This window comes from Candidatus Enterococcus avicola (assembly GCF_047470845.1).
In the GTDB taxonomy this organism is placed as follows: domain Bacteria; phylum Bacillota; class Bacilli; order Lactobacillales; family Enterococcaceae; genus Enterococcus_D; species Enterococcus_D casseliflavus.
In genome coordinates this window covers 15,213-36,394 of the sequence record NZ_JBLGTY010000019.1, presented here as the reverse complement: position 1 = coordinate 36,394, position 21,182 = coordinate 15,213, and the positions used below count along the sequence as shown (strand labels likewise).

24 protein-coding genes are annotated in these 21,182 nt (G+C 41.9%); 18 read left to right on the top strand and 6 right to left on the bottom strand.

The window, feature by feature from the left end; all coding sequences use genetic code 11:
* The first annotated feature begins 263 nt into the window (after positions 1–263).
* Together ACI3E5_RS13945 and ACI3E5_RS13940 are read left to right on the top strand one after the other, a co-directional pair.
* Positions 264–632 carry a DUF7006 family protein gene (locus ACI3E5_RS13945; RefSeq protein WP_015509452.1) on the top strand — a complete coding sequence of 123 codons (369 nt, stop codon included), beginning with the start codon at positions 264–266 and terminating at the stop codon, positions 630–632.
* Between the two features lie 277 nt (positions 633–909).
* Positions 910–1,272 (top strand): hypothetical protein, encoded by a 363-nt coding sequence (locus ACI3E5_RS13940; RefSeq protein WP_074535637.1) that lies wholly within the window; start codon positions 910–912, stop codon positions 1,270–1,272.
* Positions 1,273–1,347: 75 nt separating this feature from the next.
* On the opposite strand, the gene ACI3E5_RS13935 is transcribed toward ACI3E5_RS13940, so the two are convergent.
* Entirely contained in the window at positions 1,348–1,782 is a 435-nt protein-coding gene (locus ACI3E5_RS13935) for a MarR family winged helix-turn-helix transcriptional regulator (RefSeq protein ID WP_010747933.1), read from the bottom strand.
* 58 nt (positions 1,783–1,840) lie between these two features.
* Positions 1,841–2,251: an organic hydroperoxide resistance protein gene (locus ACI3E5_RS13930; RefSeq protein ID WP_026008061.1), complete on the bottom strand. Its 411-nt coding sequence runs from the start codon at positions 2,249–2,251 to the stop codon at positions 1,841–1,843.
* Positions 2,252–2,436: 185 nt separating this feature from the next.
* On the opposite strand from ACI3E5_RS13930, the gene ACI3E5_RS13925 reads away from it, so the two are divergent.
* Positions 2,437–2,712, top strand: a complete 276-nt coding sequence (locus ACI3E5_RS13925) for a hypothetical protein (RefSeq protein ID WP_016620494.1) — start codon at positions 2,437–2,439, stop codon at positions 2,710–2,712.
* Positions 2,709–3,668, top strand: coding sequence for an SPFH domain-containing protein (locus tag ACI3E5_RS13920; protein ID WP_016610357.1), 960 nt, complete (start codon positions 2,709–2,711; stop codon positions 3,666–3,668). Before ACI3E5_RS13925 ends, ACI3E5_RS13920 begins: the two co-directional genes overlap by 4 nt.
* Before the next feature lie 66 nt (positions 3,669–3,734).
* Here ACI3E5_RS13920 and mprF read toward each other — a convergent pair whose 3' ends face one another.
* On the bottom strand, positions 3,735–6,281 hold the full coding sequence (gene mprF, locus ACI3E5_RS13915; RefSeq protein ID WP_201688892.1) for a bifunctional lysylphosphatidylglycerol flippase/synthetase MprF: 2,547 nt from the start codon (positions 6,279–6,281) through the stop codon (positions 3,735–3,737).
* 2 nt (positions 6,282–6,283) lie between these two features.
* Positions 6,284–7,009: an alpha/beta fold hydrolase gene (locus ACI3E5_RS13910; protein WP_498821939.1), complete on the bottom strand. Its 726-nt coding sequence runs from the start codon at positions 7,007–7,009 to the stop codon at positions 6,284–6,286.
* Positions 7,010–7,275: 266 nt separating this feature from the next.
* Between ACI3E5_RS13910 and ACI3E5_RS13905 the strand changes: the two genes are divergently transcribed.
* From ACI3E5_RS13905 to ACI3E5_RS13895, 3 genes are all read left to right on the top strand, one after another.
* A complete protein-coding gene (locus ACI3E5_RS13905) occupies positions 7,276–8,301 on the top strand; it encodes an NAD(P)/FAD-dependent oxidoreductase (RefSeq protein WP_201688894.1) in 1,026 nt (341 codons plus the stop codon).
* A 200-nt stretch (positions 8,302–8,501) separates the two neighbouring features.
* The gene (locus ACI3E5_RS13900) at positions 8,502–9,377 is read left to right on the top strand and encodes a cation diffusion facilitator family transporter (RefSeq protein ID WP_086294996.1); all 876 of its coding nucleotides are present in this window, start codon (positions 8,502–8,504) and stop codon (positions 9,375–9,377) included.
* A 131-nt stretch (positions 9,378–9,508) separates the two neighbouring features.
* On the top strand, positions 9,509–9,679 hold the full coding sequence (locus tag ACI3E5_RS13895) for a hypothetical protein (RefSeq protein WP_005225698.1): 171 nt from the start codon (positions 9,509–9,511) through the stop codon (positions 9,677–9,679).
* A 116-nt stretch (positions 9,680–9,795) separates the two neighbouring features.
* Here ACI3E5_RS13895 and ACI3E5_RS13890 read toward each other — a convergent pair whose 3' ends face one another.
* Positions 9,796–10,059 carry a hypothetical protein gene (locus ACI3E5_RS13890; RefSeq protein WP_086294998.1) on the bottom strand — a complete coding sequence of 88 codons (264 nt, stop codon included), beginning with the start codon at positions 10,057–10,059 and terminating at the stop codon, positions 9,796–9,798.
* Between the two features lie 168 nt (positions 10,060–10,227).
* Between ACI3E5_RS13890 and ACI3E5_RS13885 the strand changes: the two genes are divergently transcribed.
* A complete protein-coding gene (locus tag ACI3E5_RS13885) occupies positions 10,228–10,716 on the top strand; it encodes a GNAT family N-acetyltransferase (protein WP_208769971.1) in 489 nt (162 codons plus the stop codon).
* A 30-nt stretch (positions 10,717–10,746) separates the two neighbouring features.
* Entirely contained in the window at positions 10,747–11,484 is a 738-nt protein-coding gene (locus ACI3E5_RS13880) for a MurR/RpiR family transcriptional regulator (protein WP_208769970.1), read from the top strand.
* 23 nt (positions 11,485–11,507) lie between these two features.
* On the opposite strand, the gene ACI3E5_RS13875 is transcribed toward ACI3E5_RS13880, so the two are convergent.
* Positions 11,508–12,278 carry a MurR/RpiR family transcriptional regulator gene (locus ACI3E5_RS13875; protein WP_201705913.1) on the bottom strand — a complete coding sequence of 257 codons (771 nt, stop codon included), beginning with the start codon at positions 12,276–12,278 and terminating at the stop codon, positions 11,508–11,510.
* 171 nt (positions 12,279–12,449) lie between these two features.
* Here ACI3E5_RS13875 and ACI3E5_RS13870 point away from each other — a divergent pair, with 171 nt between their 5' ends.
* The 9 genes from ACI3E5_RS13870 to dagF all read left to right on the top strand — a co-directional run bounded on the left by ACI3E5_RS13870 (position 12,450) and on the right by dagF (position 21,173).
* Positions 12,450–13,841 (top strand): glycoside hydrolase family 1 protein, encoded by a 1,392-nt coding sequence (locus ACI3E5_RS13870; RefSeq protein ID WP_010747941.1) that lies wholly within the window; start codon positions 12,450–12,452, stop codon positions 13,839–13,841.
* 12 nt (positions 13,842–13,853) lie between these two features.
* Positions 13,854–15,158 (top strand): PTS sugar transporter subunit IIC, encoded by a 1,305-nt coding sequence (locus tag ACI3E5_RS13865; protein WP_015509459.1) that lies wholly within the window; start codon positions 13,854–13,856, stop codon positions 15,156–15,158.
* A 1-nt stretch (position 15,159) separates the two neighbouring features.
* Positions 15,160–15,405, top strand: a complete 246-nt coding sequence (locus ACI3E5_RS13860; RefSeq protein WP_010747943.1) for a hypothetical protein — start codon at positions 15,160–15,162, stop codon at positions 15,403–15,405.
* Positions 15,406–15,545: 140 nt separating this feature from the next.
* Positions 15,546–16,844, top strand: coding sequence for a PTS sugar transporter subunit IIC (locus tag ACI3E5_RS13855; RefSeq protein WP_498821944.1), 1,299 nt, complete (start codon positions 15,546–15,548; stop codon positions 16,842–16,844).
* Between the two features lie 28 nt (positions 16,845–16,872).
* Positions 16,873–17,124 carry a hypothetical protein gene (locus tag ACI3E5_RS13850; protein ID WP_081116737.1) on the top strand — a complete coding sequence of 84 codons (252 nt, stop codon included), beginning with the start codon at positions 16,873–16,875 and terminating at the stop codon, positions 17,122–17,124.
* A gap of 1 nt (position 17,125) precedes the next feature.
* Positions 17,126–18,220 (top strand): DUF871 domain-containing protein, encoded by a 1,095-nt coding sequence (locus tag ACI3E5_RS13845; protein ID WP_081116736.1) that lies wholly within the window; start codon positions 17,126–17,128, stop codon positions 18,218–18,220.
* A 4-nt stretch (positions 18,221–18,224) separates the two neighbouring features.
* Entirely contained in the window at positions 18,225–19,337 is a 1,113-nt protein-coding gene (locus ACI3E5_RS13840; RefSeq protein ID WP_081116735.1) for an amidohydrolase/deacetylase family metallohydrolase, read from the top strand.
* Positions 19,321–20,427, top strand: coding sequence for a DgaE family pyridoxal phosphate-dependent ammonia lyase (locus ACI3E5_RS13835; RefSeq protein WP_081116734.1), 1,107 nt, complete (start codon positions 19,321–19,323; stop codon positions 20,425–20,427). The genes ACI3E5_RS13840 and ACI3E5_RS13835 overlap by 17 nt, the downstream gene beginning before the upstream one ends.
* Positions 20,424–21,173 (top strand): 2-dehydro-3-deoxy-phosphogluconate aldolase, encoded by a 750-nt coding sequence (dagF, locus tag ACI3E5_RS13830; protein WP_081116733.1) that lies wholly within the window; start codon positions 20,424–20,426, stop codon positions 21,171–21,173. The genes ACI3E5_RS13835 and dagF overlap by 4 nt, the downstream gene beginning before the upstream one ends.
* Positions 21,174–21,182: the final 9 nt, after the last annotated feature.

Here is a 21,182-nt window from a genome sequence, read left to right as displayed (position 1 = left end):
AGAGGCAATCTATCTAAAAAAGGAGGGAAATCTGACAAATTTCTCATTTTCAGATATTGCTGATTCGCTTTGCTTATCAGTTCAGCAAAATTTTGCTATTGTGGAGTAAGATTGAGGAATCAAAAAAACGACTTCTCCTTTTTTTCTTGATTCTGTCCTTAATCTGAGAACGAAAATCACCGATAGTATGCTATATATAGGAACAGGGAGCCATCCTTGACGATGTCGAATATGGCATTTGAATGAAAGGATTGATGAAATAAGTGATTTCTTCAATAATCTATACGGATACAAAGGCTTATTTGGATAAGGTGGTCGATCAAGCACTGTTGGATTTGTTAAAATCTGATTATCCCAAAGTCTATGATCATGTACAACAATTGATTGCTAACTTTGAAGAAACGATCCAACAAATTGATCACTCAAATTTTTGGCAATTGATGCCAGAGATTTTAGGCTATGATTCACGCTTTGTCTTGTTGAACTCGCTGCAATTGTCGGAAGACAAATTTTTGACGGAAATCGAGGTTATTCAGATGATCGAACGCGATTATCCGAATTTGAATAAAGAGTTTTGTGGCTATTCCTTAAAAGAAAAAGAGCACGAAAGCCTGATCTTCAACATCCAATAAGCGGTTCTTCTTAAGATCACTTTATAGAAAAGAAAGCGACTAGCGCATCTAGTCGCTTTTTTTTTATGGAGAAGAAGGTGAATTAAACGTGTTATTTATCATTAAAATAAAAATTATTTTGAAATTATGAATAAAATAGATTATTATTGGTATATAATCCTTTTAGTGAAAGAAAAAACAATCGTAAAATGAAGAGGATAGATAGCTTATGTCAATAGCTGCGATTGTTTTGATTAGAAAATAAGAACCAGCCTGATTGGCATGGAAAGGAGCAGTTATGGATTACTTGAGTTTTTCAAAAAAAGAGTGGGAAGTCTTAGTTTGTTTTTGGGCTGTGGATGAGCCGCTATGCTGTACCGAATTTAGTGAACGCTTCGGCTTGAATCGCAACACGTCATTGTCAGTGATTCGTAAGTTAGTCAATAAAGGGATACTTGAGATCGCAAGTATCAAGATGAGTGGGTCAGTTTTGGCTCGTCGTTTCCAACCAGCCGTCACCGAATTGGAGATTTTGCAAAGTGGTTTGACGGAGGAACAAATTTTTGAACTGGTAAAAATTGCGATCAAAAAAATTGAAGACCCAGAACAATTAACTCAGTTGCGAAGTGTTATTGGCGAATTGAAAACCAAAGCTTCGTAGGTCATCCCGTTTTCTTCGCTGTTTGTTAGTGAAGGTTTAAAAGATAAAAAAATGATCCACTGTGAAAACAGCGGATCATTTTTCTTGTTCTTGAAATTTTTGGACCATTTTGGTCGTCAATTCGTGGAGGACTGACAGTTCTTCCGGTTCAAGGGGCAAGAATTCAGTTACTTTGTAGGGGATCTCTAGCGCTTGTTCATGGAGTCCTTTGCCTAAATCAGTCAAAGTGACCCGCAAGGAACGTTCATCGTCTTGATTTCGATTTCTTACTAGGTATCCTTTTGCTTCAAGCTTTTTTAAAACCGGTGTCAGTGTACCAGAATCTAGACATAATTGCTTCCCCAATTCTTTGACACTGATCGCTTCATCTTCCCATAACACCAACATCACTAAATATTGGGTATAGGTCAAATTCAACGGGTCCAGTAAGTCTTTGTACTGTTTGATAATTTCTTTTGAAGCGGCGTATAGAGGAAAACACAATTGGTTTTCTAACGCTAAGACATTCATGTTTTCACCCCTTTTTCTAACATCCGCCTCTTATCATAGCTGTTTTTTCAACGAAAGTCTACTCGCTAACGGCTTTGACAGTCACTTCAATGTTGCCAGCTGTAGCTTTTGAGTAAGGACATACGGTATGAGCGATTTCAAGCAATTCTTGTGTTTCTTCTGTTGATAAACCTTCGATTTGACCTTCGATCTCAACGCCTAAAACAAAGCTTGATTCACTTTCTGCGTATAAAGTCACTTGTGCACTGACAGTTGAAGCACCGTCGATTCCTTTGTTGCTTTTCACTAATTCAAGGGCACTATTGAAACAAGCACTAAACCCAGCCGCAAAAAGTTGTTCTGGATTGGTGGCATTTTCAACACGTTTGCCAGGTGCAGTGATGTTTAGCTCAAATGAATGATCGGGACTGTGTACTTCTCCTGAACGGCCACCAGTGTTAATCATTTTAGTAGAATACATTTTTTTCATCATTTCTTCACTCCTATTTTTTATATTTTGTACAATTAGATTGTATGAAATTTAATGAGAAAATGCAAGGAATTGGTTTTCGTTCTATGTTTTTTTTCTAAAAAAAAGCGGAATCTGCATAAGTTTACTGTTCTCTTGGGTGAAACGTGCTATCATAGTTAGTAACACTTGTAATAGATTAACAAATGAGTTTGAAGCTTCAAATTTACTGCATGAAGGCAAAGAGGGTGAAAATCATCGTAGATTATATGGAAAAACGAGCGGTAGGGCGCTATTTTCGATCGTTGACGGATCATTATTCAGGCTATATCCGGCTTTATGGCACCTATACAGAATATCGGGTGATTGCAGGGATTCCTGCTGAAAATGTCATGTTAGAGATTATCGGGGTTGAAAACGGTGTCTTATTGACCCGTGTAAACAATACATTATTTGAAAATGGAAGAGGGTTTTTACAATGATCATTATCCAAATTATTTTAGTTATCTTCGTATTAGTGATTCTGATTTGGCTGATCGCAAGCACTGCTGTGATCGTTCGTCAAGGGGAAGTCAAAGTTGTCGAAAGTTTTGGGAAGTACGTTCGAACGTTGGAACCAGGGCTTCATTTTCTTGTTCCGATTTTGTATACAGTTCGAGAAAGAGTGTCCTTGAAACAGATTCCTCTGGAGATCGAACCCCAAAGTGCAATCACAAAAGATAATGTAATCGTTCAAATTGATGAAGCAATCAAATACCATGTCACAGATGTGCGTGCCTTTGTCTACGAAAATGAAAACTCCGTTGTTTCAATGATCCAAGATGCCCAATCGAACTTGCGGGGAATCATCGGGAAAATGGATTTAAATGAAGTTTTAAATGGAACTGAAGAAATCAACGTGGCTCTATTTACTTCGATCAAAGACATCACTGCTGGCTATGGGTTAGCGATCGACCGGATCAATATCGGGGAAATCAAAGTTTCCCAAGAAATCATTGAATCAATGAATAAATTGATCACAGCTTCAAGAGACAAAGAATCCATGATCACAAGAGCCCAAGGGGAGAAATCTTCTTCAGTCTTAAGTGCCGAAGCCAAAGCTTCTCAAATGACGATCGACGCGCAAGCTCGGGCAGAACAAACCCAAATCGATGCAGAGGCGCGGGCAAAACGTGTACGGATCGATGCTGAGGCAGAAGCGGAACGAATCGCGAAAATCACTGAAGCTGAACGCAAACGGATTTTAGCTATCAATGAAGCAATCAAAGAAAGCCAGCTAGACGAGCGCTCCTTATCTTATCTAGGGATCGAAGCCTTTAAAGACGTGGTCAACAGCAATACCAACACGGTCATTCTGCCATCCAATATGACGGAACTAGGAAATATTCCAGTCGTCAAACAACTTTGGGAAAACGCACCATCTAAATCAGCAGAATAACTTCTAAGCGCAACAAATGAAAAAAGCTCAAATGCACCGAGAATAAACCGGCGCATTTGAGCTTTTTTACTTCGTTTTGTCCGCCGCTTGATTATCGACGATCAACAGAGCAATCATGACATAACCGATCCAACTGTCCCGAGAATATAAGATGTAGCGAGGGGACCAAGAAGCGGCATATTTCTGTTTGTATTCTCGTAGCCCTTCAAAAGAATAGAAGCGAGAACCAAACGTGTAAACGAGATAGGCGATCCGCTCTTGCAAGAAACTACTGCGGAAAGTACCAACATTGGCTAACGGTGCCATGCCTAAATCGAATTGTTGGTAGCCTTGTTCTTTAAAATAGTCAAACAGCTGAATAAACAAGAAATCCATCGTTCCGTTCGGGGCTTTTTCAGGATCGTGACGCATCAGATCAATGGAAGCTAAGCCTGTCTGATAGGTTGGCATAAAGGAGGCAAACGCGACGATATCTTGTTGCTGATTACGGACGACTGCAATTGGTGCGGTACTCAGATAGGATTCTGAAAAGAATCCAAGGGAGAACCCTTTTTCTTTCCGTCCATCTAGCCAGTTGTCAGAAATTTCCTTAAGTGTTGCAAAGGTTTCGGCTGAAAAGGGTGGGGTGAGCACATCAAAGGTAAAGCCTTCTTTGGTGATCTTGTTGTTCAAAGCCCGCTGTCCCTTCATTTTCTTTCCTGAGAGGGTGAAACTAGGCAGATCCACATAGGCTTTCTCACCGAATTTGATAAAGTCATACCCGAATTCATGCAGCAGCATCACCATTTCTTCACTACTTTCATAAAAGACTGGCAAGTAATTCCACTGATCCATCTCTGTTAGGAAGGTTTCCAGTGCCTGGGGAAAGTCTGCTTGCTTCCCAGAAGGATCACCCATGACTAAGCATTTATTATTAAAGGTCGTAAATTGAAAAAAGACCGTCGGCTCGCCGATTTCTGGATAAACGTACACTTGCTTGTCTTTTAAATAGACAAGATGGCTGTCGCTATTGCCGCCATAAGTGTTCAAAACATGCTTCACTTTATCGGTGGCGGCACTGACGCCGAGTTGGTGCTTTGGTCCCATCAAGTAGCGTGCAAACAACAGCATCGCAACGGCGACGAATAAAATCGCAACGAAGCCTTGGAGCCATAATTTTTCAGAAGGGAAAAGCAAAAAATCCATCGAATGGTGATGTGTCGGATGCCGATTGATATGGGGCATATTGTAGACCCCGATAATGACATAGAGGATCGTCAACGAACCAATCAGCAACCCATCGATCGTTAGCCATTCCCAAGCGAAAACCAGTTGTTTTCGGAATAACTCGCTTTTTGAAAAAATCATGATCGCCAGTAATAATAGAAGAAACAGCATGGTCGAAAAGCGGAAACCCGCAAAAATAGCATAGCCGATCGTTGCTGCAATCAACAAAAGCGTCGGCATATACGCGCGACTGACACGGGCAGAGATGCCGCGACCGGCGATCAAAAAGAGATAGCCGAGAAAGATACTCGGGTACTGCATCACAAAATTCAAGCGAATCGGATTGAGGTGGGCTAACCATTTGATTTGATCAAAGGCTTCTGGGATCGTGGCGGAAAGCACCAACATCGTTCCAGTCAGATAAAGCAGCAACACTTCGATCTTGTGGAACACTTCCAACAACAAGCTTTTTGGAATACCAGAAAAGCGCTGGTTGAGGGAGACACCGACATTTTTTGAGAAAAAAAGCAAACCGATCAAAAAGGGAATGATGTAATAAAACAGACGGAACAGCAAGAGCCAGGCAATGACACTTTCACGGGGAATCTGTAGTGAACCCATTCCCATAATCATCATGACATCAAAGGTTCCCAGTTCGCCAGGAATCATCGAGACGATCCCAATCACGGAAGCAGCGATGAAAAGCGGCAACAGTTGAAACACATCGACCGAGAGACCCATCAACAGACCCGTCGTAAAGAAGGCGGCAAAAACACCTAGCCATTCCAATAAGGAAGCGGCGATCAGCTGCAGACGATCACGTCGTTGCAGCCCACCTAAGTATGCATTTTTTTTGGAAAAACTAAGCGCATAGACGATTGGAAAATAAAGACTGCCGCCTAAAAGCCAGATCCAATACTGTTGGAGATAATCGGTCGTGGGACCGAAGAGGACGAATGCCAGCGCTGCAAGCGATAAAATCGAAAGACCAGACATCAAGTAGATAAAAATCTTCGATATTGCTTGGGCAACGTCTTTGCCTTTTTTTCCTTTGCCATAAAATTCCGACCGTAACCCGATACTGATGAAACCGCCAAAGCCGATCAAATTGTTCATGGTATTGATGATCCAGCTGGTTTCTAGTAAATAACGGCGATCAGGTTTGTCCCCTAGCAAGCGATTCAAGACGATATCATATAAGACCATGGGAAAAACACACAGTAAGCCAATGACAGCCATTAAAGCCACTCGCCAAAGGGATAGCTGCGCAAACAATTGTTTTAGTTGATCAATCGAGATCGTCTTGCTTAAAGAAAGCAGCTCGCCGAACACGATCACGGCGACTGCAATTAAGAAGAGGGTTTTAAACAGTGAACGGTGGTCGCGGAGCCAAGTAAAGATTCTCATAGTTATTCACCGACCTTTTCTAAAAAAGATAAAACTTTCGTATTAAATACTTCTGGATTTTTTCGTGCAAAACTATGTCCTTGTCCTTTGACGACGATAAAATTGGACTGAGGAATACTGTTTGCAATATAAAAAGAATGGGAAAGCTTGATCGAATCACGTTTGCCGACCAAAATCAATGTCGGCACACTGAGGTGATTCAAATCGGCTGTAGATAAACCGATTGGACGAAACAACAATCCCAAAATAGGCAGAAAGCCCCGCATGCCTTTGGAGAATGGGGAACAAAGCCAAACGATCAGATATTGCAAGACACTTCCGATTCGAGAAAAGAGCCTCACACCTCGCGGTTCCGTGTTGCCAGAGTTTAAAATCATGCAGCTGACATGCTCTGGGTAGAGATGGCAAAAGACCATCGCCAGATTGGCACCATCGCTAAATCCTAGTAAGGCGATTTTCGTTAGCTTTTCTTGCTGAATAATTGCTAAAAGATCTGTTGCCATTTTAAAAAAATCGATTTTCTTCTGCGTATTAGTGGATTTGCCATGCCCTCGACTATCGATTAAATACAGTTGATGTTTTTGACGCAAGGCGTCGACCTGCTTTGAGAAATAGGCACTGCTGCCGCCATTTCCGTGCAGTAAAAAAAGAGGGCGTCCTGAACCGGTTTTCTCGTAATAGAGGACAGACCCGTCCGGTAAGGGCGCGTAATATTTTTCAACTTCCATTTTTTCACCTACTTTCTAAGAGTATACCTTGAAGTCAGGGACGATCACAAATATATCACTAGATAAAATGAGAAAAAATAACAATCTGCTCATCTTTTTTTTACCAGAAGTTCAGGAAAAGGCTTTTTTCTTTACAATGTAAAGAAAAATAATTGGTAAACATAATTAATTTGTTTTCAGAAAATTCTTTACAAATGGACGATCGTTGTCTATAATCGAACTAACTAATTGAGAATGATTTTCATTTACGAAGGAGAGGCTAGCCAATGACCACTATAGCAGATGTTCTGATTATCGGCGGAGGACCCACTGGGCTCTATGCGAGTTTTTATGCTGGATTACGTGATCTATCGGTCGTATTGTTTGAAGCACAAGCCGAATTAGGCGGGAAGATCAATTTCTATCCTGAAAAAATGGTCTGGGATGTGGGTGCATTACCGCCAACCAAGGGGAAGAAAGTCAAAGAACACTTGATTGAACAGGCCAAGTTGTTTGATCCAACGGTCTATCTGAAAACGAAAATCATCGCATTGACCAAGGAAGACGACCTTTTTTATGCAGTGGATGACCAAGGGAGGACCCATCTTGGACGCACCGTTTTAGTCTGTATCGGCGGCGGTGTCGTTTCTCCGCAAAAATTGCCATGTTTCATCCATAATAATGTCGACAACTATATCCACTATCAGTTTCCTGACCAGCAAGCGATCCAAGGCAAGCATCTAGTGATCTCTGGCGGCGGTGATGCGGCAGTGGATTATGCGATCGAAGCAGTGTCTTATGGTGCCAAAGTCACCCTGTGTTACCGAGGAGAAAAATTGAAAGCCCATGAAGCACAAGTAAAGAAGATGAAAGCAGAAGGGATTCAAGTGCTGATGAATCACACCATCGATGGGGTGAATCAAGCAGAAACATTCAATATGGTTCTACGACTAAAAAACAGTGCCAACCATGAAACGATCGATTTTTTATGCGATCATCTACTGATCCAACACGGGTATGACCGTGACAGTGGCTTGTTAGATAAAGTTTCCTTTGATCTGGCACGCCATGAAGACTTTTACCTCAATTGCGAGATTCCTACAAAAACTAGCCATCCAGGTGTTTTTGCAGCTGGCGACATTCATTATTTCAAAGGCAAAGTGAATCTATTGGCGGGAGCCTTTCAAGATGCTGCGCAAGCAGTCAACCAAATCAAACACTATTTAGAGCCGACCAGTGTCCCACAGGCGATGGTTTCCTCCCACAACGAGAAATTCAGTGAAAGAAATCGCCAGTTGTTGGTGAATGAGTAGCCATACTTCTTTGTGAAAGAAATATTAGAAAAAGCAGGAGTCCCTAGTGGGTCCTGCTTTTTTGGTATCCTCAGAACAGAAATTCGTTTCACTAGAAGTGAATGTTTGCCGCTCCTAAAAAATAAAATCTCTCAAATAAATGATGCAAATTGTGAAAATTTCAGCTATTATTTTCAAGTTGACTATTTGGAGGGGATGACATGAATCAAACAAGATACGCAGAATTAAAACAAGCAGAAAGAGGCGCCATCTTAAGTATCGTTGCTTACATTTTGGTTTCCATCGCCAAACTTGCCATCGGTCGTTTGGCAAACTCTGAAGGACTATGGGCAGATGGGTTGAACAATGCGACGGATATCGTAGCGTCGATCGCTGTCTTGATTGGTTTGCGTTTGGCTCAAAAGCCAGCAGATGAAGACCATAAATATGGTCATTGGAAAGCAGAAAATGTGGCAAGTCTGGTAACATCCTTGATTATGCTGGCGGTCGGTCTGCAGGTGTTATGGTCCTCCATTCAAACGATTCTACTCGGAGAAACGCAAAGTCCCGATATGATCGCGGCAGTCGTCGGTATCATTTCAGCTATTTTGATGTATGGCATGTATTACTATAATAAGCGATTATCCGCTCGCGTAAAAAGCTCCGCTTTGCTAGCAGCTGCTAAAGATAACCGCAGCGATGCGTGGACGAGTATTGGAACGGCGATCGCTATTTTTGCCGCCTCATTTGGTATCGGTTGGTTGGACAGTTTGACTGCGATCGTGGTAGCTTTTTTGATTATCAAAACCGCCGTCGATATTTTTCGTGAGAGTGCCTTTTCACTTTCTGATGGGTTTGATGAATCGTTAGTCGTGGAGTATGAAGCGGCAATCGCTGGTTTTTCTGAAGTGAAATCTGTCAAATCGATTCGAGGAAGAATGTATGGCGCCAATGTTTTTCTCGATGTCGTCGTGACGATGGACAAATCTTTGACGGTTGAAAAGAGTCATAACGTAGCAGATGCTATTGAAGATCTCTTAGCTGATCGTTTTCAGGTGTTTGATACTGACATCCACATCGAGCCTGCTACCGAATAAATTTTCTGGCAAAACCTTGATAGGACAAGGATGTAAACCACCCGTTTCCTGTTTGTAAACTGAAAAGTTCTTACGGAACCTGCTCATTCATGGCAAACTAGAGGTAACAAAGGAAGAAAGTAGGGAGCCCTATGAATAATAAGCAGGTAGTAGAAAATGAATTAGTTATTTCTTTAGATAAAATGGATGAAACAGAAATGATGGCACTTTGCCAACAATATATTGCGGCTATTGATGATAGCCAAGTCCTCTTCGCTTTACTGAAAAAAGTTCAAGCCTCAAAAGCAGCAGTAAGTAAATAAAAAACAAACCGGCATCTTATGCATTGATGTTCCCCCCAGCGAAAGCGAAAGGCGCATTGATCAACAGGAAAAGATGCCGGTTGTTTTTTAATTTGTTTGAGTCTTTTTAAAAACTTTTAAAGGACGTTTAATAGTGCGATTAACCCATAGACGATCAAAGAGGCTATTCCTAGAGGAACAATGCGTCGGAATATAATCTCTTTCAAGCGCTTGCCTGCTTGTCGTTCTTTTTCATAGTTAGGATCATGGGCATGCGCTTTAAATTGCTGAGGAGAACGAGAGAAGATCAAGCCATTGGTCATCGATAAAACCCAGCCAATCAACGCCATGAAGAACGAAACAAAAATGATTGCCAGTAAAAGTAGTTGCAAGAGCTGCATCGTGTTGCTACCTCCTTTTCGTCACCATTTTTTCACTTCTAGTTTATCATCTTTTGAGACGTTTTGGGGTCTTTGTTCCACGTGCCCTTTCTTTTTTTTTCTTATCCCTTATAATAGAGATATTTAAAAACGAGTTTTTTTTTCGTGCAGCAGAAAGAAGGGGTTCTTATGGCAATCACAAAAAAAATCATTCAATCACCTGAAGATTTCCAAACGTTGGATCGTTTGATCAAAGAAATCTGGCCAGAAGTGTTTACACCAATCATTGGGTCCGACCAAGTCGCGTATATGCTGGCTCATTATCAATCACCAGCAGCGATTCAAAACGAAGTCCAGCAAGGAGCAGTCTATCTTTTGTTATTAGAAGGAGACCGAGTAGTAGGATATACAGCGTATGAAGAAACGCAGCAACAGATTTATTTAAGTAAATTGTATCTCCATCAATCTACTAGAGGCAAAGGCTATGCCAGCCAAGTCTTTGATTGGTATGAGGAGATCGCCTCAGGCAAAACGCTGCATTTAAACGTCAACAAACAAAACCAGCAGGCGATCGCTGTTTATGAGCATCGCGGCTTTACGCGTGTTTCTGAACGCACCGTTGCGATTGGTTCGGGGTTTGTGATGGATGATTTTATTTATGAGAAGAAGATGATTTGAAGGCGAAGGTGCGCAGCAAGGAGAAAACTGATGGAACTCACTGCCGAGAATAAGTCATTTAGTAAGAAAGAATGGCAACTATTTCAGTACGTATTAAATCATCAAGCAGAAGTCTGTTCGATGTCTATTCGTGAGTTGGCGGATGCAACAAAAACTAGCTCAACGACTGTTCTACGGTTTTGTCGAAAATTTGATTGCGAAGGTTTTTCAGAATTTAAAATCAAGCTGAAAAAGACGTTACAGAAACAAGGAAAGACTGATCGATTATTCAAACAAGATAAAAAAGCCCTGCACTATTTTTTTGAACGTATGGATGAATCCTTCTATCGAGAAACATTATTAACGATTGCTAAACGAATAAGCAAAACAAAACTTTTGATCTTAGCCAGTGACAGGGAATCAACATTTGCTTTGACCTATGCCCAACAAAAGTTTGCACGTTTAGATAAGATCGTGAGCGTAGAGGAAGAAGCAGCACCGATTAAATCTGTTTGGCGAACCTTAAGTAGCGAAGCCACGTTGCTGGTTTTTTCTAATAAAGGCGCCGATCCATTCCTTGAATCCTTGATTACTGAATGTACCATCGCTGGAATTTCGACCATTTCACTAACAAATCGTTCAACAACGTCAATTGCCAAACTTTCTGAGCGAAACTTTGCTTATTATTTTTCCGATAATCAAGCAGCTGATTCATTGTCCTCACAAATTCCAGCCATTTATTTGGTGGAACTTTTATTTGATTTAGTTACAGATTGTGAAGATCGCTGAATAAATGAAACTACCTGCGCCTATCAGAGAAGTTCTTCTGATAGGCGTATTCTTTTGGCAATTTTTTCAATTAAATAGATTGCTGGTAATTGAGAAGTCAGTTCGATGGTTTTCTCTTTTTTCTGACTGGCTTTATAAATAGTCTCTCTTTCGATGTAATAGGGCACCGTTAAGTCGGATAACTGGCTGATGGTTGAATCTTCAGTATTCGTGATGGCAATAATCTGACAATCTTTTTGATTTAACTTTTGTAAGTATCGAATCATTTCTTGTGTTTCCCCAGAAATAGACAAAACAATGATACCGGTTTTGCACAATATGTCTTCTGGAAACCAGTCGATAGGATAATTTGAGGGATCGTCAACTTTTAATGCCGTTTTTCCCAAGTCAGTAAAATAGAGTGCGCCATATTCCGCAATCGTTTCAGATAAGCCTGATCCAATAAATAGCACGAAGCTTTTGTTCTTAAGAATCTCTGTTGCTCGATCGATTCTTTCAGATAAAAAGGGCTGGTTTACTCGCTTCAAGAAGTCAATTGTTTGGGATTCATCACTATCGGATATTTTAGATTTTACGAGAGAATCTAAGTAAAAGCGCAGATTGATCTTAAATTCAGTAAACGTATTACATTCAAATTTCTTGCAAAAGCGGCTAATACTAGCAGTACTGGTATGAGTCTCTTTGGCAAGTTCTTTCATCTTCATTTTAGACACTGAAGCCAAGTTTTTTGATACAAATCGGTAAACCTCGTATTCTAGTGCAGTAAGTTCAGGATTGTAGTCAAGAAAAAGCATGATGCACCTCCGTAACAAAGTGTTTTTTTTGTGGAACAAATGACAAGGGATGAATACGTTTTCTATTTTGGATTATAACATTATATTGATTTTACTTCATGCTATACTTTCGTTGTTCAATAATGTAAGCGGATGCTTCGCTTAGTAAAAAAGGAATTGTAGGAGGGCGACATGGCGTATAATTTTTCGAAGGACTTTTTCTGGGGTGCAGCAACAAGTGCGACACAATCAGAAGGAACGATTGCTGGAGACAATAAAGGAGAAAACATTTGGGATTATGCATCAAAAAACTATAACCATCGGTTTTTTGAAGGAGTTACAACAGAACATACATCAAGGTTTTATCAGGAAATGGAAGCGGATTTGGATCGAATGGCGGCACTTTCTTTTAATTCTTTTCGGACTTCGATCTCTTGGTCACGTCTTATTCCCGAAGGTACAGGGGAAGTTAATCCAGAAGCTGTTGACTTTTATACCAGAATGCTTGATGGGTTAAATCAAAGAGGCATCAAACCGTTTATCAATCTTTATCACTTTGACATGCCAATGAAATTACAAGAAATCGGCGGATTTGAAAATCGTGAGGTCATCGAAGCGTATCGGGCGTATGCAAAAATTTGTTTTGATCTATTTCATGAGAAAGTTGCGTACTGGTTTACCTTTAATGAGCCGATGATTCCAGCAGAAGCCGGCTATTTGCATGACCGACACTATCCTTATGTAGTTGATTTTAAACGAGCGGCGCAAGTACTTCACCATATCATCCTTGCTCACTGTGAGGCAGTTAAGGTCTTTCGACAAGGAACATATCAAGGAAAAATCGGTATCATTATGGATGTGATTCCAGTTTACCCAAGAAGCCAGCATCCTGCCGACTTAAAAGCAGCGGAAATGGCAGACCTCTTCTATACTCGCTCGCTTAATGAAGCGATTTTAAAAGGTCGTTACCCGCAGGAGTTAAAGGCTATTTTAACGCGCTACAACCAAATGCCACGAGTGGAAGAACAAGATCTTGCCTTGATTGCTGAAACAACGATTGATCTGTTAGGAATCAATTATTACCGTCCACGGCGAGTGAAAGCCAAAGAATCTTTGCCTAATCCCGAGGGAGTTTTCTCACCAGAATGGTTTTACGATGATTACGAGATGCCTGGCAGAAGAATGAATACTTCAAGGGGGATTGAAATTTATCCTCATGGCTTGTATGATATCGCTAAAAAAATCCAGTTAGAATATGGGAATATTGATTGGTTTGTTTCAGAAAATGGCATCGGAATCCAGGGAGAAGAAACATTTATCGAAGGGGGGCAAGTGCAAGACAACTACCGAATTGCTTTTTTAAAAGAGCATTTAATTGAGCTTCATCAAGCAATGATGGAGGGGAGTAACTGTCTGGGGTATCACATGTGGACATTTGTGGACTGTTGGAGTTGGCAGAATGCGTTCAAAAATCGCTATGGCTTTTATCGTCTGGATTTAGAAACGGGAGAAAAAACGATGAAAAAGTCTGGTCTATGGTTTAAAGAAGTGATTCAAAAAAATGGTTTTTCAAACGAATTTTAGGAGGGTTTTATAATGAAAGTTTTAGACTCGGTTGCAATGAAGTTATTACCGATTGCCAATGCTATTGGACAGCAGCGGCACTTGCAGGCAATTCGAAATGGGTTGATTTCTATTTTGCCGCTCACGATCGTTGGCTCTTTTTTCACCATTATTTTAAATTTGCCGATTCCTGGTTATACCGAATGGGTCGCTCCTTATTTGCCGGCACTTGACATTCCTTTTCGATTTACGGTGGGGCTAATGTCTCTTTATGCCTCATTTACGATTGGCTCCAACTTAGGTGCTAGTTACAAACTCGATCGAATAACAAGTGGGTTTTTATCCATGTTAGCGACGATTTTAATGGTCGTTCCGATCAATTTGGCGGAAGGCATCAGCACGACAGGAGATGCCGTACTTGCAGGAAGGTATTTACCCATCGCTTCACTTGGATCACAAGGATTATTCGGTGCGATCATTGCGGCGCTAGTTTCAGTAGAGATTTATCATTTTACAAAAGCAAAAAACTTGGAAATCAAGATGCCAGAAGGCGTACCGCCTGTTGTAGGCGAATCCTTTGCGGCACTCCTACCAACCTTGCTGGTTATCTTAGTCTTTTGGATTCCGCGCCACTTTTTCGGCTTCGATTTAAATGGATTACTGACGATCGCCATCTCTCCTTTAAAAGGTTTCTTAACAGGCAATAATTTGGTTGGCGGTATCATCACACAATTTGTTATCTGCGTTTTCTGGGTATTGGGTATTCATGGCCATGCCGTTTTAGGACCCATCATTCGTCCATTTTGGGATCAAGCAATTTTAGAAAATGCGGAATTATTCCAAAACGGTATGTCTGCCTTTGATCTACCAAATCTTTTTACCGAACAATTTTATCAATGGTATGCGCAAATGGGTGGTACTGGATCAACGCTTGCATTGGTTGTTTTGTTTATGTTCTCTCGTTCAAACTATTTAAAACAATTGGGTCGTCTTTCCATTCTACCAGGGATTTTTAATATTAATGAACCGATGATCTTTGGGACACCAATTGTGATGAATCCACTGTTGGCAATTCCGTTTATTCTTGTGCCAATCGCTAATACTATCTTAGTCTATATCGTTACCGCTTTAGATTGGATGCCTAAGATGATGGTCAAACCACCATTTTCGATTCCCGCACCTCTTGGCGCATTGATTACCTCAAATTGGAATTGGGTTGCTTGTTTGATGGTCTTCGTCTGTTTCTTCGTTTCATTAGCGATTTACTATCCATTCTTTAAAGCATTTGAGAAACTTCAAGTGGCGCAAGAGCTAGAAACAGCTAAAGAAGGTGAGTAGAATGGTTCTAGTAGTGAGTTGTTTGCTCTTGATTTTTCTGACCCATCTTCTTTTAGAAAAAAATAATGCCAAAATCACGCTGGCTTTTTGGAAACTATTACTTGTTTCCTTACTTTTCTTACTCAGTTTGTTTTTCTTGTTGATCCGCACTCCTTTGGCACCAGTTTTCATTTTGTTACTTATTATCAATTGTACCGTCATCCAAAATCGTTTTATGTATCAGTATCGACCGAAAGGACAACGATAGGACGCTTGATGGTTACTGTAGGAAATGTTATTGCGAAAAGATTATTCTATCTACTGTTTAAAAAACTATTTACGAACCCAGATCCTCTGTGCTATTATCCTTGTATAAACATTATAATGTTATAAACTAAGGAGGCAATTATGAAAGGGTTTGTAGAATTTATTGAACAGAAGTTGATGCCGATTGCAAATAAAGTGGGGATGCAACGGCACATGGTAGCGATTCGTAAGGGGATCATCGCTACGTTACCGTTAACGATCGTTGGGTCTTTCTTCACGATCTTGCTGAATTTTCCCATCGAATCAGTCGCTGCGGTGATCGAACCGTATCGGGAAGTTTTGGATATTCCCTTTCGTTATACAGTCGGATTATTGGCATTGTATGCAACGTATGGGATTGCTTCATCGCTAGCCAAAAGCTACAAGCTGGATTCATTGACTGCGGGTATCTTAGCAACGATGTCCTTTCTTGTAACCGCTGCACCACCGTTGCGAGTCTTCGATTCTGTGGAAGGCATCATTGATGCGGGACGTTATATCAATGTGGCAAACTTAGGCTCAGGCTCTTTGTTTGGCGCGATCGTCACGGCAATCTTGTCCGTTGAAATCTATCGTTTCTTTATCGTAAAAAACATTACCATCAAAATGCCAGATGGCGTGCCACCAGAAGTGACGAATTCATTCATGGCGTTGATTCCTGGAGGAGCGATCCTGATTTTGTTCTGGGTGATCCGTCATATGTTAGGCTTTGACATCAATGGCTTTTTAAGTAACTTGTTGATGCCGTTAAAAGACGTGCTAGCTGGTAACAGCTTGTTTGGTGGCTTATTGACTGTCTTCTTGATCTGTTTCTTCTGGGTACTGGGGATTCATGGACCAGCCATCATGGGTCCTGTCATTCGTCCATTCTGGGATATTTCCATTGCTGAAAATATGGAAGCGTTCCAAGCATCTGGCAATGCGCATGAATTGCCTAATATTTTTACGGAACAATTTTTACAATGGTTCGTCTGGATCGGTGGAGCCGGTACGACCTTAGCGTTGGTCGTTTTGTTCTTCTTCTCCAAATCAAAATACTTGAAACAATTGGGCCGTTTGTCCATCTTGCCAGGCTTATTCAATATCAATGAACCAGTGATTTTCGGTGCACCGATCGTAATGAACCCAATCTTAGGCATTCCGTTCTTGGTGGCACCATTGATTACGACAACGATTTCTTACTTCGCGACTATTACGGGTGTCGTACCGATGATGGCTGCCAGACTTGGGTTTGCCATTCCAGCACCAATCGCCGCCTGGATGAGTACGGACTGGAGTATCGCAGCAGCGATTTTAGTGCTCGTCAACTTCTTTATCACACTCGCAATCTACTACCCATTCTTTAAAGTCTTTGAGAAACAGCAGATTGCCCGCGAACAAGAAGAAGAAACTGCCGCTTAAGCAAGACAAAAAAGAGTGAGGTGCAAACATGGGGATTTATGCCATTTGTTTATTTTTTGGTTGTCAAATTTGGTTAACAAAATCAGCACAAGGGAAAAAAATTAAAGAAGTGCCGTTTTGGCGGATGCTTTTGTTCGGGATTCTTGGCGTTGCTGCAGTGATCCTACTGAGCCGTCAGTTTCCGTGGGGACCATTTTTGACGATAACGGCGACGATTGTTTGCAGTTCGCTTTTACTGACACGTTTTACTGCTTTTTATGAAGAAATGAGGATGAGATAAGTTGAAAAGACAACTAGGAGTATCGGTGTATCCCGATCACAGTGATTTTGAAACAGACAAAGCCTATCTGCAATTAGCCCATGATTATGGCTTTAGCCGCATTTTTATGAGTATGCTGGAAGTGAGTGACGGCAAAGAAAACGTGCAGAAAAAATTTAAAGCGTTGATTGATTTTGCCAAAGGATTAGGCTATGAAACGATTTTAGACGTGGCACCAGCCATCTTTTCTGAACTAGGCATCTCCTATGATGATTTGACCTTTTTCCATGAACTAGGTGCCGATGGAATTCGTTTAGATTTAGGCTTTGACGGCAATAAAGAAGCGATGTTGACCTACAATCCCTTTGGCTTAGCTGTTGAATTGAATATGAGCAATGATGTGGCGTATTTAGACAATATATTGACCTATCAAGCCAACATTCCTTACTTATACGGCTGCCACAATTTCTATCCGCAAGAAGGGACTGCCTTGCCCTATGATTTCTTTGAAAAATGCAGTCGTCGTTTCAAGGAAAAAGGCATTCGAACCGCCGCATTTATCTCTTCTCAAACGGGAACGATCGGACCTTGGGATATCAATGATGGCTTACCGACCTTAGAAATGCACCGGAAAATGCCTGTAGAAACTGCCGCAAAACATTTGTTTGCCACAGGGTTGATCGATGATGTCATTATCGGCAATGCTTATGCTTCGGAAGCAGAATTGGCGGCACTAGGAGCGATTGATCGCTACCAGACGGCATTTGCTATTGAATTTGTGCCTGAAATCAATGAAGTTGAACGCCGAATCGCCCTTGACGAGCAGCATTACCGCCGAGGCGACATCACTGACCGGATGATCCGTTCCACAGAAGTTCGTAAAAAGTATAAGAACCATGACAATCCTGCTCATGACCACGAAGGAGTCTTTCAACGAGGGGATGTTGTGATCGGCAATGATCGTTTTGGCAAGTACAAAAACGAGCTGCAAGTAGTGCTGGAGCCTCACTCAGATCCACGAAAAAATAAAATTGGTTCAATCGTCGAACAAGAGTTAGTTTTGCTGCCATTTATCCATCCTTGGTCGAAATTCACTTTCACAGAGAGGAAGGTGTAGCAAGATGTTTGATTTGATTATTCGTCAAGCTCGCACAATCGATGAAGAAGTATTTGATATTGGGATTCAAGACGGCAAAATCACTGCTCTGGCACCCACATTGCAGGAGCAGGCGAAACAAGAGCTGACCTTAGCAGAAGGGGAGTTCTTGTCAGCTGGTTGGATCGATGACCATGTCCATTGTTTCGAGGAAATGACGCTCTATTATGATTATCCAGACGAGATCGGTGTCAAACAAGGCGTCACGACCGTTATCGATGCGGGGACGACTGGCGCCGAAAATATCCATCGGTTTTATGATTTAGCCAAAGAAGCCAAAACCAATGTCTTTGCTTTAGTCAATATTTCCAAATGGGGGATCGTAGAGCAGGATGAACTTGCGGATCTGTCAAAAGTCAAAAAAGAATTGGTCAAAGAAGCGCTGCAGAAGTTTCCTGACTTTATCGTCGGAATCAAAGCCCGAATGAGCAAAACGGTGATCGGCGAAAATGGCATCACACCGTTGAAATTAGCGAAAGCGATCCAGGCTGAAAATCAACCGCTGCCTCTGATGGTTCACATCGGCTCAGCACCACCGAATTTAGCAGAGATTCTCGCTGAATTGGAAGTAGGCGATGTGGTGACCCATTGCTTTAACGGCAAAGCCAATGGGATTTTGGATCAGACGAACCAAACCATCAAGCCTTTCGTCTTTGCTGCCTATGAAAAAGGCTTGGTCTTCGATATTGGTCATGGGACAGACAGTTTCAATTTTGATGTGGCGGAGACGGCCTTTGCCAATCAGCTGAAGGCTTCTTCCATTAGTACGGATATCTACATTCGCAATCGTACCAATGGACCAGTCTTTGATTTAGCGACGACTATGGAAAAATTAGCGGTCGTAGGGTATGATTGGCGTGAGATCATCGAAAAGGTGACCAGTGCCCCTGCGAAGCAATTTCATTTACAAAACAAAGGCGAGATCGCATTGGGATATGATGCTGATTTTACGATTTTCCGCTTTGAAGCGGGCGAAAAGGAATTGACGGATTCTAACGGCAATCGCCGAATCACGACACAACAGATCGTGCCGCAAAAAGCGGTGATAGGAGGGAAACTTTTTGACACTGAATATTGAAGAATTAGGCTTGAAAGAAGTCATCAATGCTTCTGGCAAAATGACGATTCTTGGTGTCTCGAAAGTCAGCGAAAGTGTGCTTGCAGCCCAGCGCTATGGCGGGGAGCATTTCTTTGAAATGGCAGATCTAGCAGAAAAAACCGGTGCCTATTTAGCAAAATTGTTGAAAACGGAAGATGCGCAGATCGTTTCTTCCGCTTCAGCGGGAATCGCCCAATCAGTGGCGGCACTCATCGGTCAAGGAGACAGCTATCATTTGTACCACCCATACAGTGAGAAAATCAGCAAGCGGGAGATCATTTTGCCCAAAGGCCACAACGTAGATTATGGCACACCGGTGGAAGTGATGGTAGCGCAAGGCGGCGGGAAAGTCGTAGAAGCAGGCTATGCCAATATGTGCACACCCGAGCACATTGAACAGATGATTACGCCCGAAACGGCGGGAATCCTCTACATAAAGAGTCATCACACCGTTCAAAAAAGTATGCTGACGGTAGCAGAAACGGCCCAAGTTGCCAAGGCACACGATCTTCCATTGATCGTTGATGCGGCTGCTGAGGAAGATTTGTTTGCCTATACCCAAGCTGGTGCTGATTTAGTGATCTATTCAGGTGCGAAAGCACTGTCAGGACCAAGTGCTGGCTTAGTGATCGGCAAGCAGCCCTATGTCTCTTGGGTGCGCCTGCAATCCAAAGGTATTGGTCGAGCAATGAAAATCGGTAAAGACAATATTCTCGGATTTACTCAAGCCGTGACGGATTATCTAGCGGAGGGAACAGAATCTGGCGCTTCGATGCAAGAGCGCCTACAACCATTTATTGCGGCAATCAATCAAATCACTGGTTTCGAAGCAAAAATCGTTCAAGACAGCGCCGGCAGAGACATTTATCGAGCGAGTGTCAAAGTGAAAGAACCAAGTGCCAAAGCAGTGATTGACGCGCTAAAAGCGGGAGAACCAGCGATTTATACCCGTGAATACCAAGCCAATAACGGCATTATTGAATTTGATATCCGAGCAGTCAATGAACAAGAAATGGCAGTGATTACTGATCGCTTACAAGAAATTATGTTAGGAGCAACCAAAAAATGAAAACTTCACCCAATTATTTCGCTGACCGTGTCTGTCTAAATGTGTTAGCAAACTCCATCGACAATGCGAAAGCTTGTTACGAAGCAGCAGAGGGCAACATCGTCCTAGGTGTTTTATCAAAAAACTATGATAGTGACGAGGCGGCTATCGCTGACATGAAGAACTACCAAGCGGCAACAAATAATGCCCTTTCTGTAGGGCTTGGTGCTGGCGACCCCAATCAAAGTGAAATGGTCTCCCGAATTTCCGCTGTTCTTCAACCACAGCATGTTAACCAAGTGTTCACGGGAGCGGGGACCTCACGAGCTTTGCTAGGACAATCTGAAACGATCGTCAATGCCCTGGTTTCACCAACGGGAAAAGTCGGCTATGTCAATATTGCGACTGGTCCATTGAGTTCACAAACTCCAGCTGCAGAAGTCCCAGTCGAAACAGCGATCGCTTTATTAAAAGACATGGGCGCTAGTTCTATCAAGTATTTTCCAATGAAAGGGTTGGCTCATAAAGCAGAATATCAAGCGGTAGCCGAGGCTTGTGCTGCGAATGATTTTTATTTGGAACCGACCGGCGGTATCGATTTAGAAAACTTCGAAGAAATCTTGCAGATCGCTGTTGATGCAGGCGTGAAAAAAATCATTCCGCATATTTACAGCTCGATCATCGATGGAGAAACAGGGGACACACGCCCTGGAGATGTACAGACATTAGCAGAAATGACGAAAAAGGTGTTGGCAGCAGCCAAATAGGGGGGATCA

Excerpts from the sequence above, each read along its gene's own strand:
- ACI3E5_RS13940 (WP_074535637.1), top strand. The coding sequence starts at position 910 with ATGGATTACTTGAGTTTTTCAAAAAAAGAGTGGGAAGTCTTAGTTTGT.
- ACI3E5_RS13935 (WP_010747933.1), bottom strand. The coding sequence starts at position 1,782 with ATGAATGTCTTAGCGTTAGAAAACCAATTGTGTTTTCCTCTATACGCC.
- ACI3E5_RS13930 (WP_026008061.1), bottom strand. The coding sequence starts at position 2,251 with ATGAAAAAAATGTATTCTACTAAAATGATTAACACTGGTGGCCGTTCA.
- ACI3E5_RS13925 (WP_016620494.1), top strand. The coding sequence starts at position 2,437 with ATGAGTTTGAAGCTTCAAATTTACTGCATGAAGGCAAAGAGGGTGAAA.
- ACI3E5_RS13920 (WP_016610357.1), top strand. The coding sequence starts at position 2,709 with ATGATCATTATCCAAATTATTTTAGTTATCTTCGTATTAGTGATTCTG.
- mprF (WP_201688892.1), bottom strand. The coding sequence starts at position 6,281 with ATGAGAATCTTTACTTGGCTCCGCGACCACCGTTCACTGTTTAAAACC.
- ACI3E5_RS13910 (WP_498821939.1), bottom strand. The coding sequence starts at position 7,009 with ATGGAAGTTGAAAAATATTACGCGCCCTTACCGGACGGGTCTGTCCTC.
- ACI3E5_RS13905 (WP_201688894.1), top strand. The coding sequence starts at position 7,276 with ATGACCACTATAGCAGATGTTCTGATTATCGGCGGAGGACCCACTGGG.
- ACI3E5_RS13900 (WP_086294996.1), top strand. The coding sequence starts at position 8,502 with ATGAATCAAACAAGATACGCAGAATTAAAACAAGCAGAAAGAGGCGCC.
- ACI3E5_RS13895 (WP_005225698.1), top strand. The coding sequence starts at position 9,509 with ATGAATAATAAGCAGGTAGTAGAAAATGAATTAGTTATTTCTTTAGAT.
- ACI3E5_RS13890 (WP_086294998.1), bottom strand. The coding sequence starts at position 10,059 with ATGCAGCTCTTGCAACTACTTTTACTGGCAATCATTTTTGTTTCGTTC.
- ACI3E5_RS13885 (WP_208769971.1), top strand. The coding sequence starts at position 10,228 with ATGGCAATCACAAAAAAAATCATTCAATCACCTGAAGATTTCCAAACG.
- ACI3E5_RS13880 (WP_208769970.1), top strand. The coding sequence starts at position 10,747 with ATGGAACTCACTGCCGAGAATAAGTCATTTAGTAAGAAAGAATGGCAA.
- ACI3E5_RS13875 (WP_201705913.1), bottom strand. The coding sequence starts at position 12,278 with ATGCTTTTTCTTGACTACAATCCTGAACTTACTGCACTAGAATACGAG.
- ACI3E5_RS13870 (WP_010747941.1), top strand. The coding sequence starts at position 12,450 with ATGGCGTATAATTTTTCGAAGGACTTTTTCTGGGGTGCAGCAACAAGT.
- ACI3E5_RS13865 (WP_015509459.1), top strand. The coding sequence starts at position 13,854 with ATGAAAGTTTTAGACTCGGTTGCAATGAAGTTATTACCGATTGCCAAT.
- ACI3E5_RS13860 (WP_010747943.1), top strand. The coding sequence starts at position 15,160 with ATGGTTCTAGTAGTGAGTTGTTTGCTCTTGATTTTTCTGACCCATCTT.
- ACI3E5_RS13855 (WP_498821944.1), top strand. The coding sequence starts at position 15,546 with ATGAAAGGGTTTGTAGAATTTATTGAACAGAAGTTGATGCCGATTGCA.
- ACI3E5_RS13850 (WP_081116737.1), top strand. The coding sequence starts at position 16,873 with ATGGGGATTTATGCCATTTGTTTATTTTTTGGTTGTCAAATTTGGTTA.
- ACI3E5_RS13840 (WP_081116735.1), top strand. The coding sequence starts at position 18,225 with ATGTTTGATTTGATTATTCGTCAAGCTCGCACAATCGATGAAGAAGTA.
- dagF (WP_081116733.1), top strand. The coding sequence starts at position 20,424 with ATGAAAACTTCACCCAATTATTTCGCTGACCGTGTCTGTCTAAATGTG.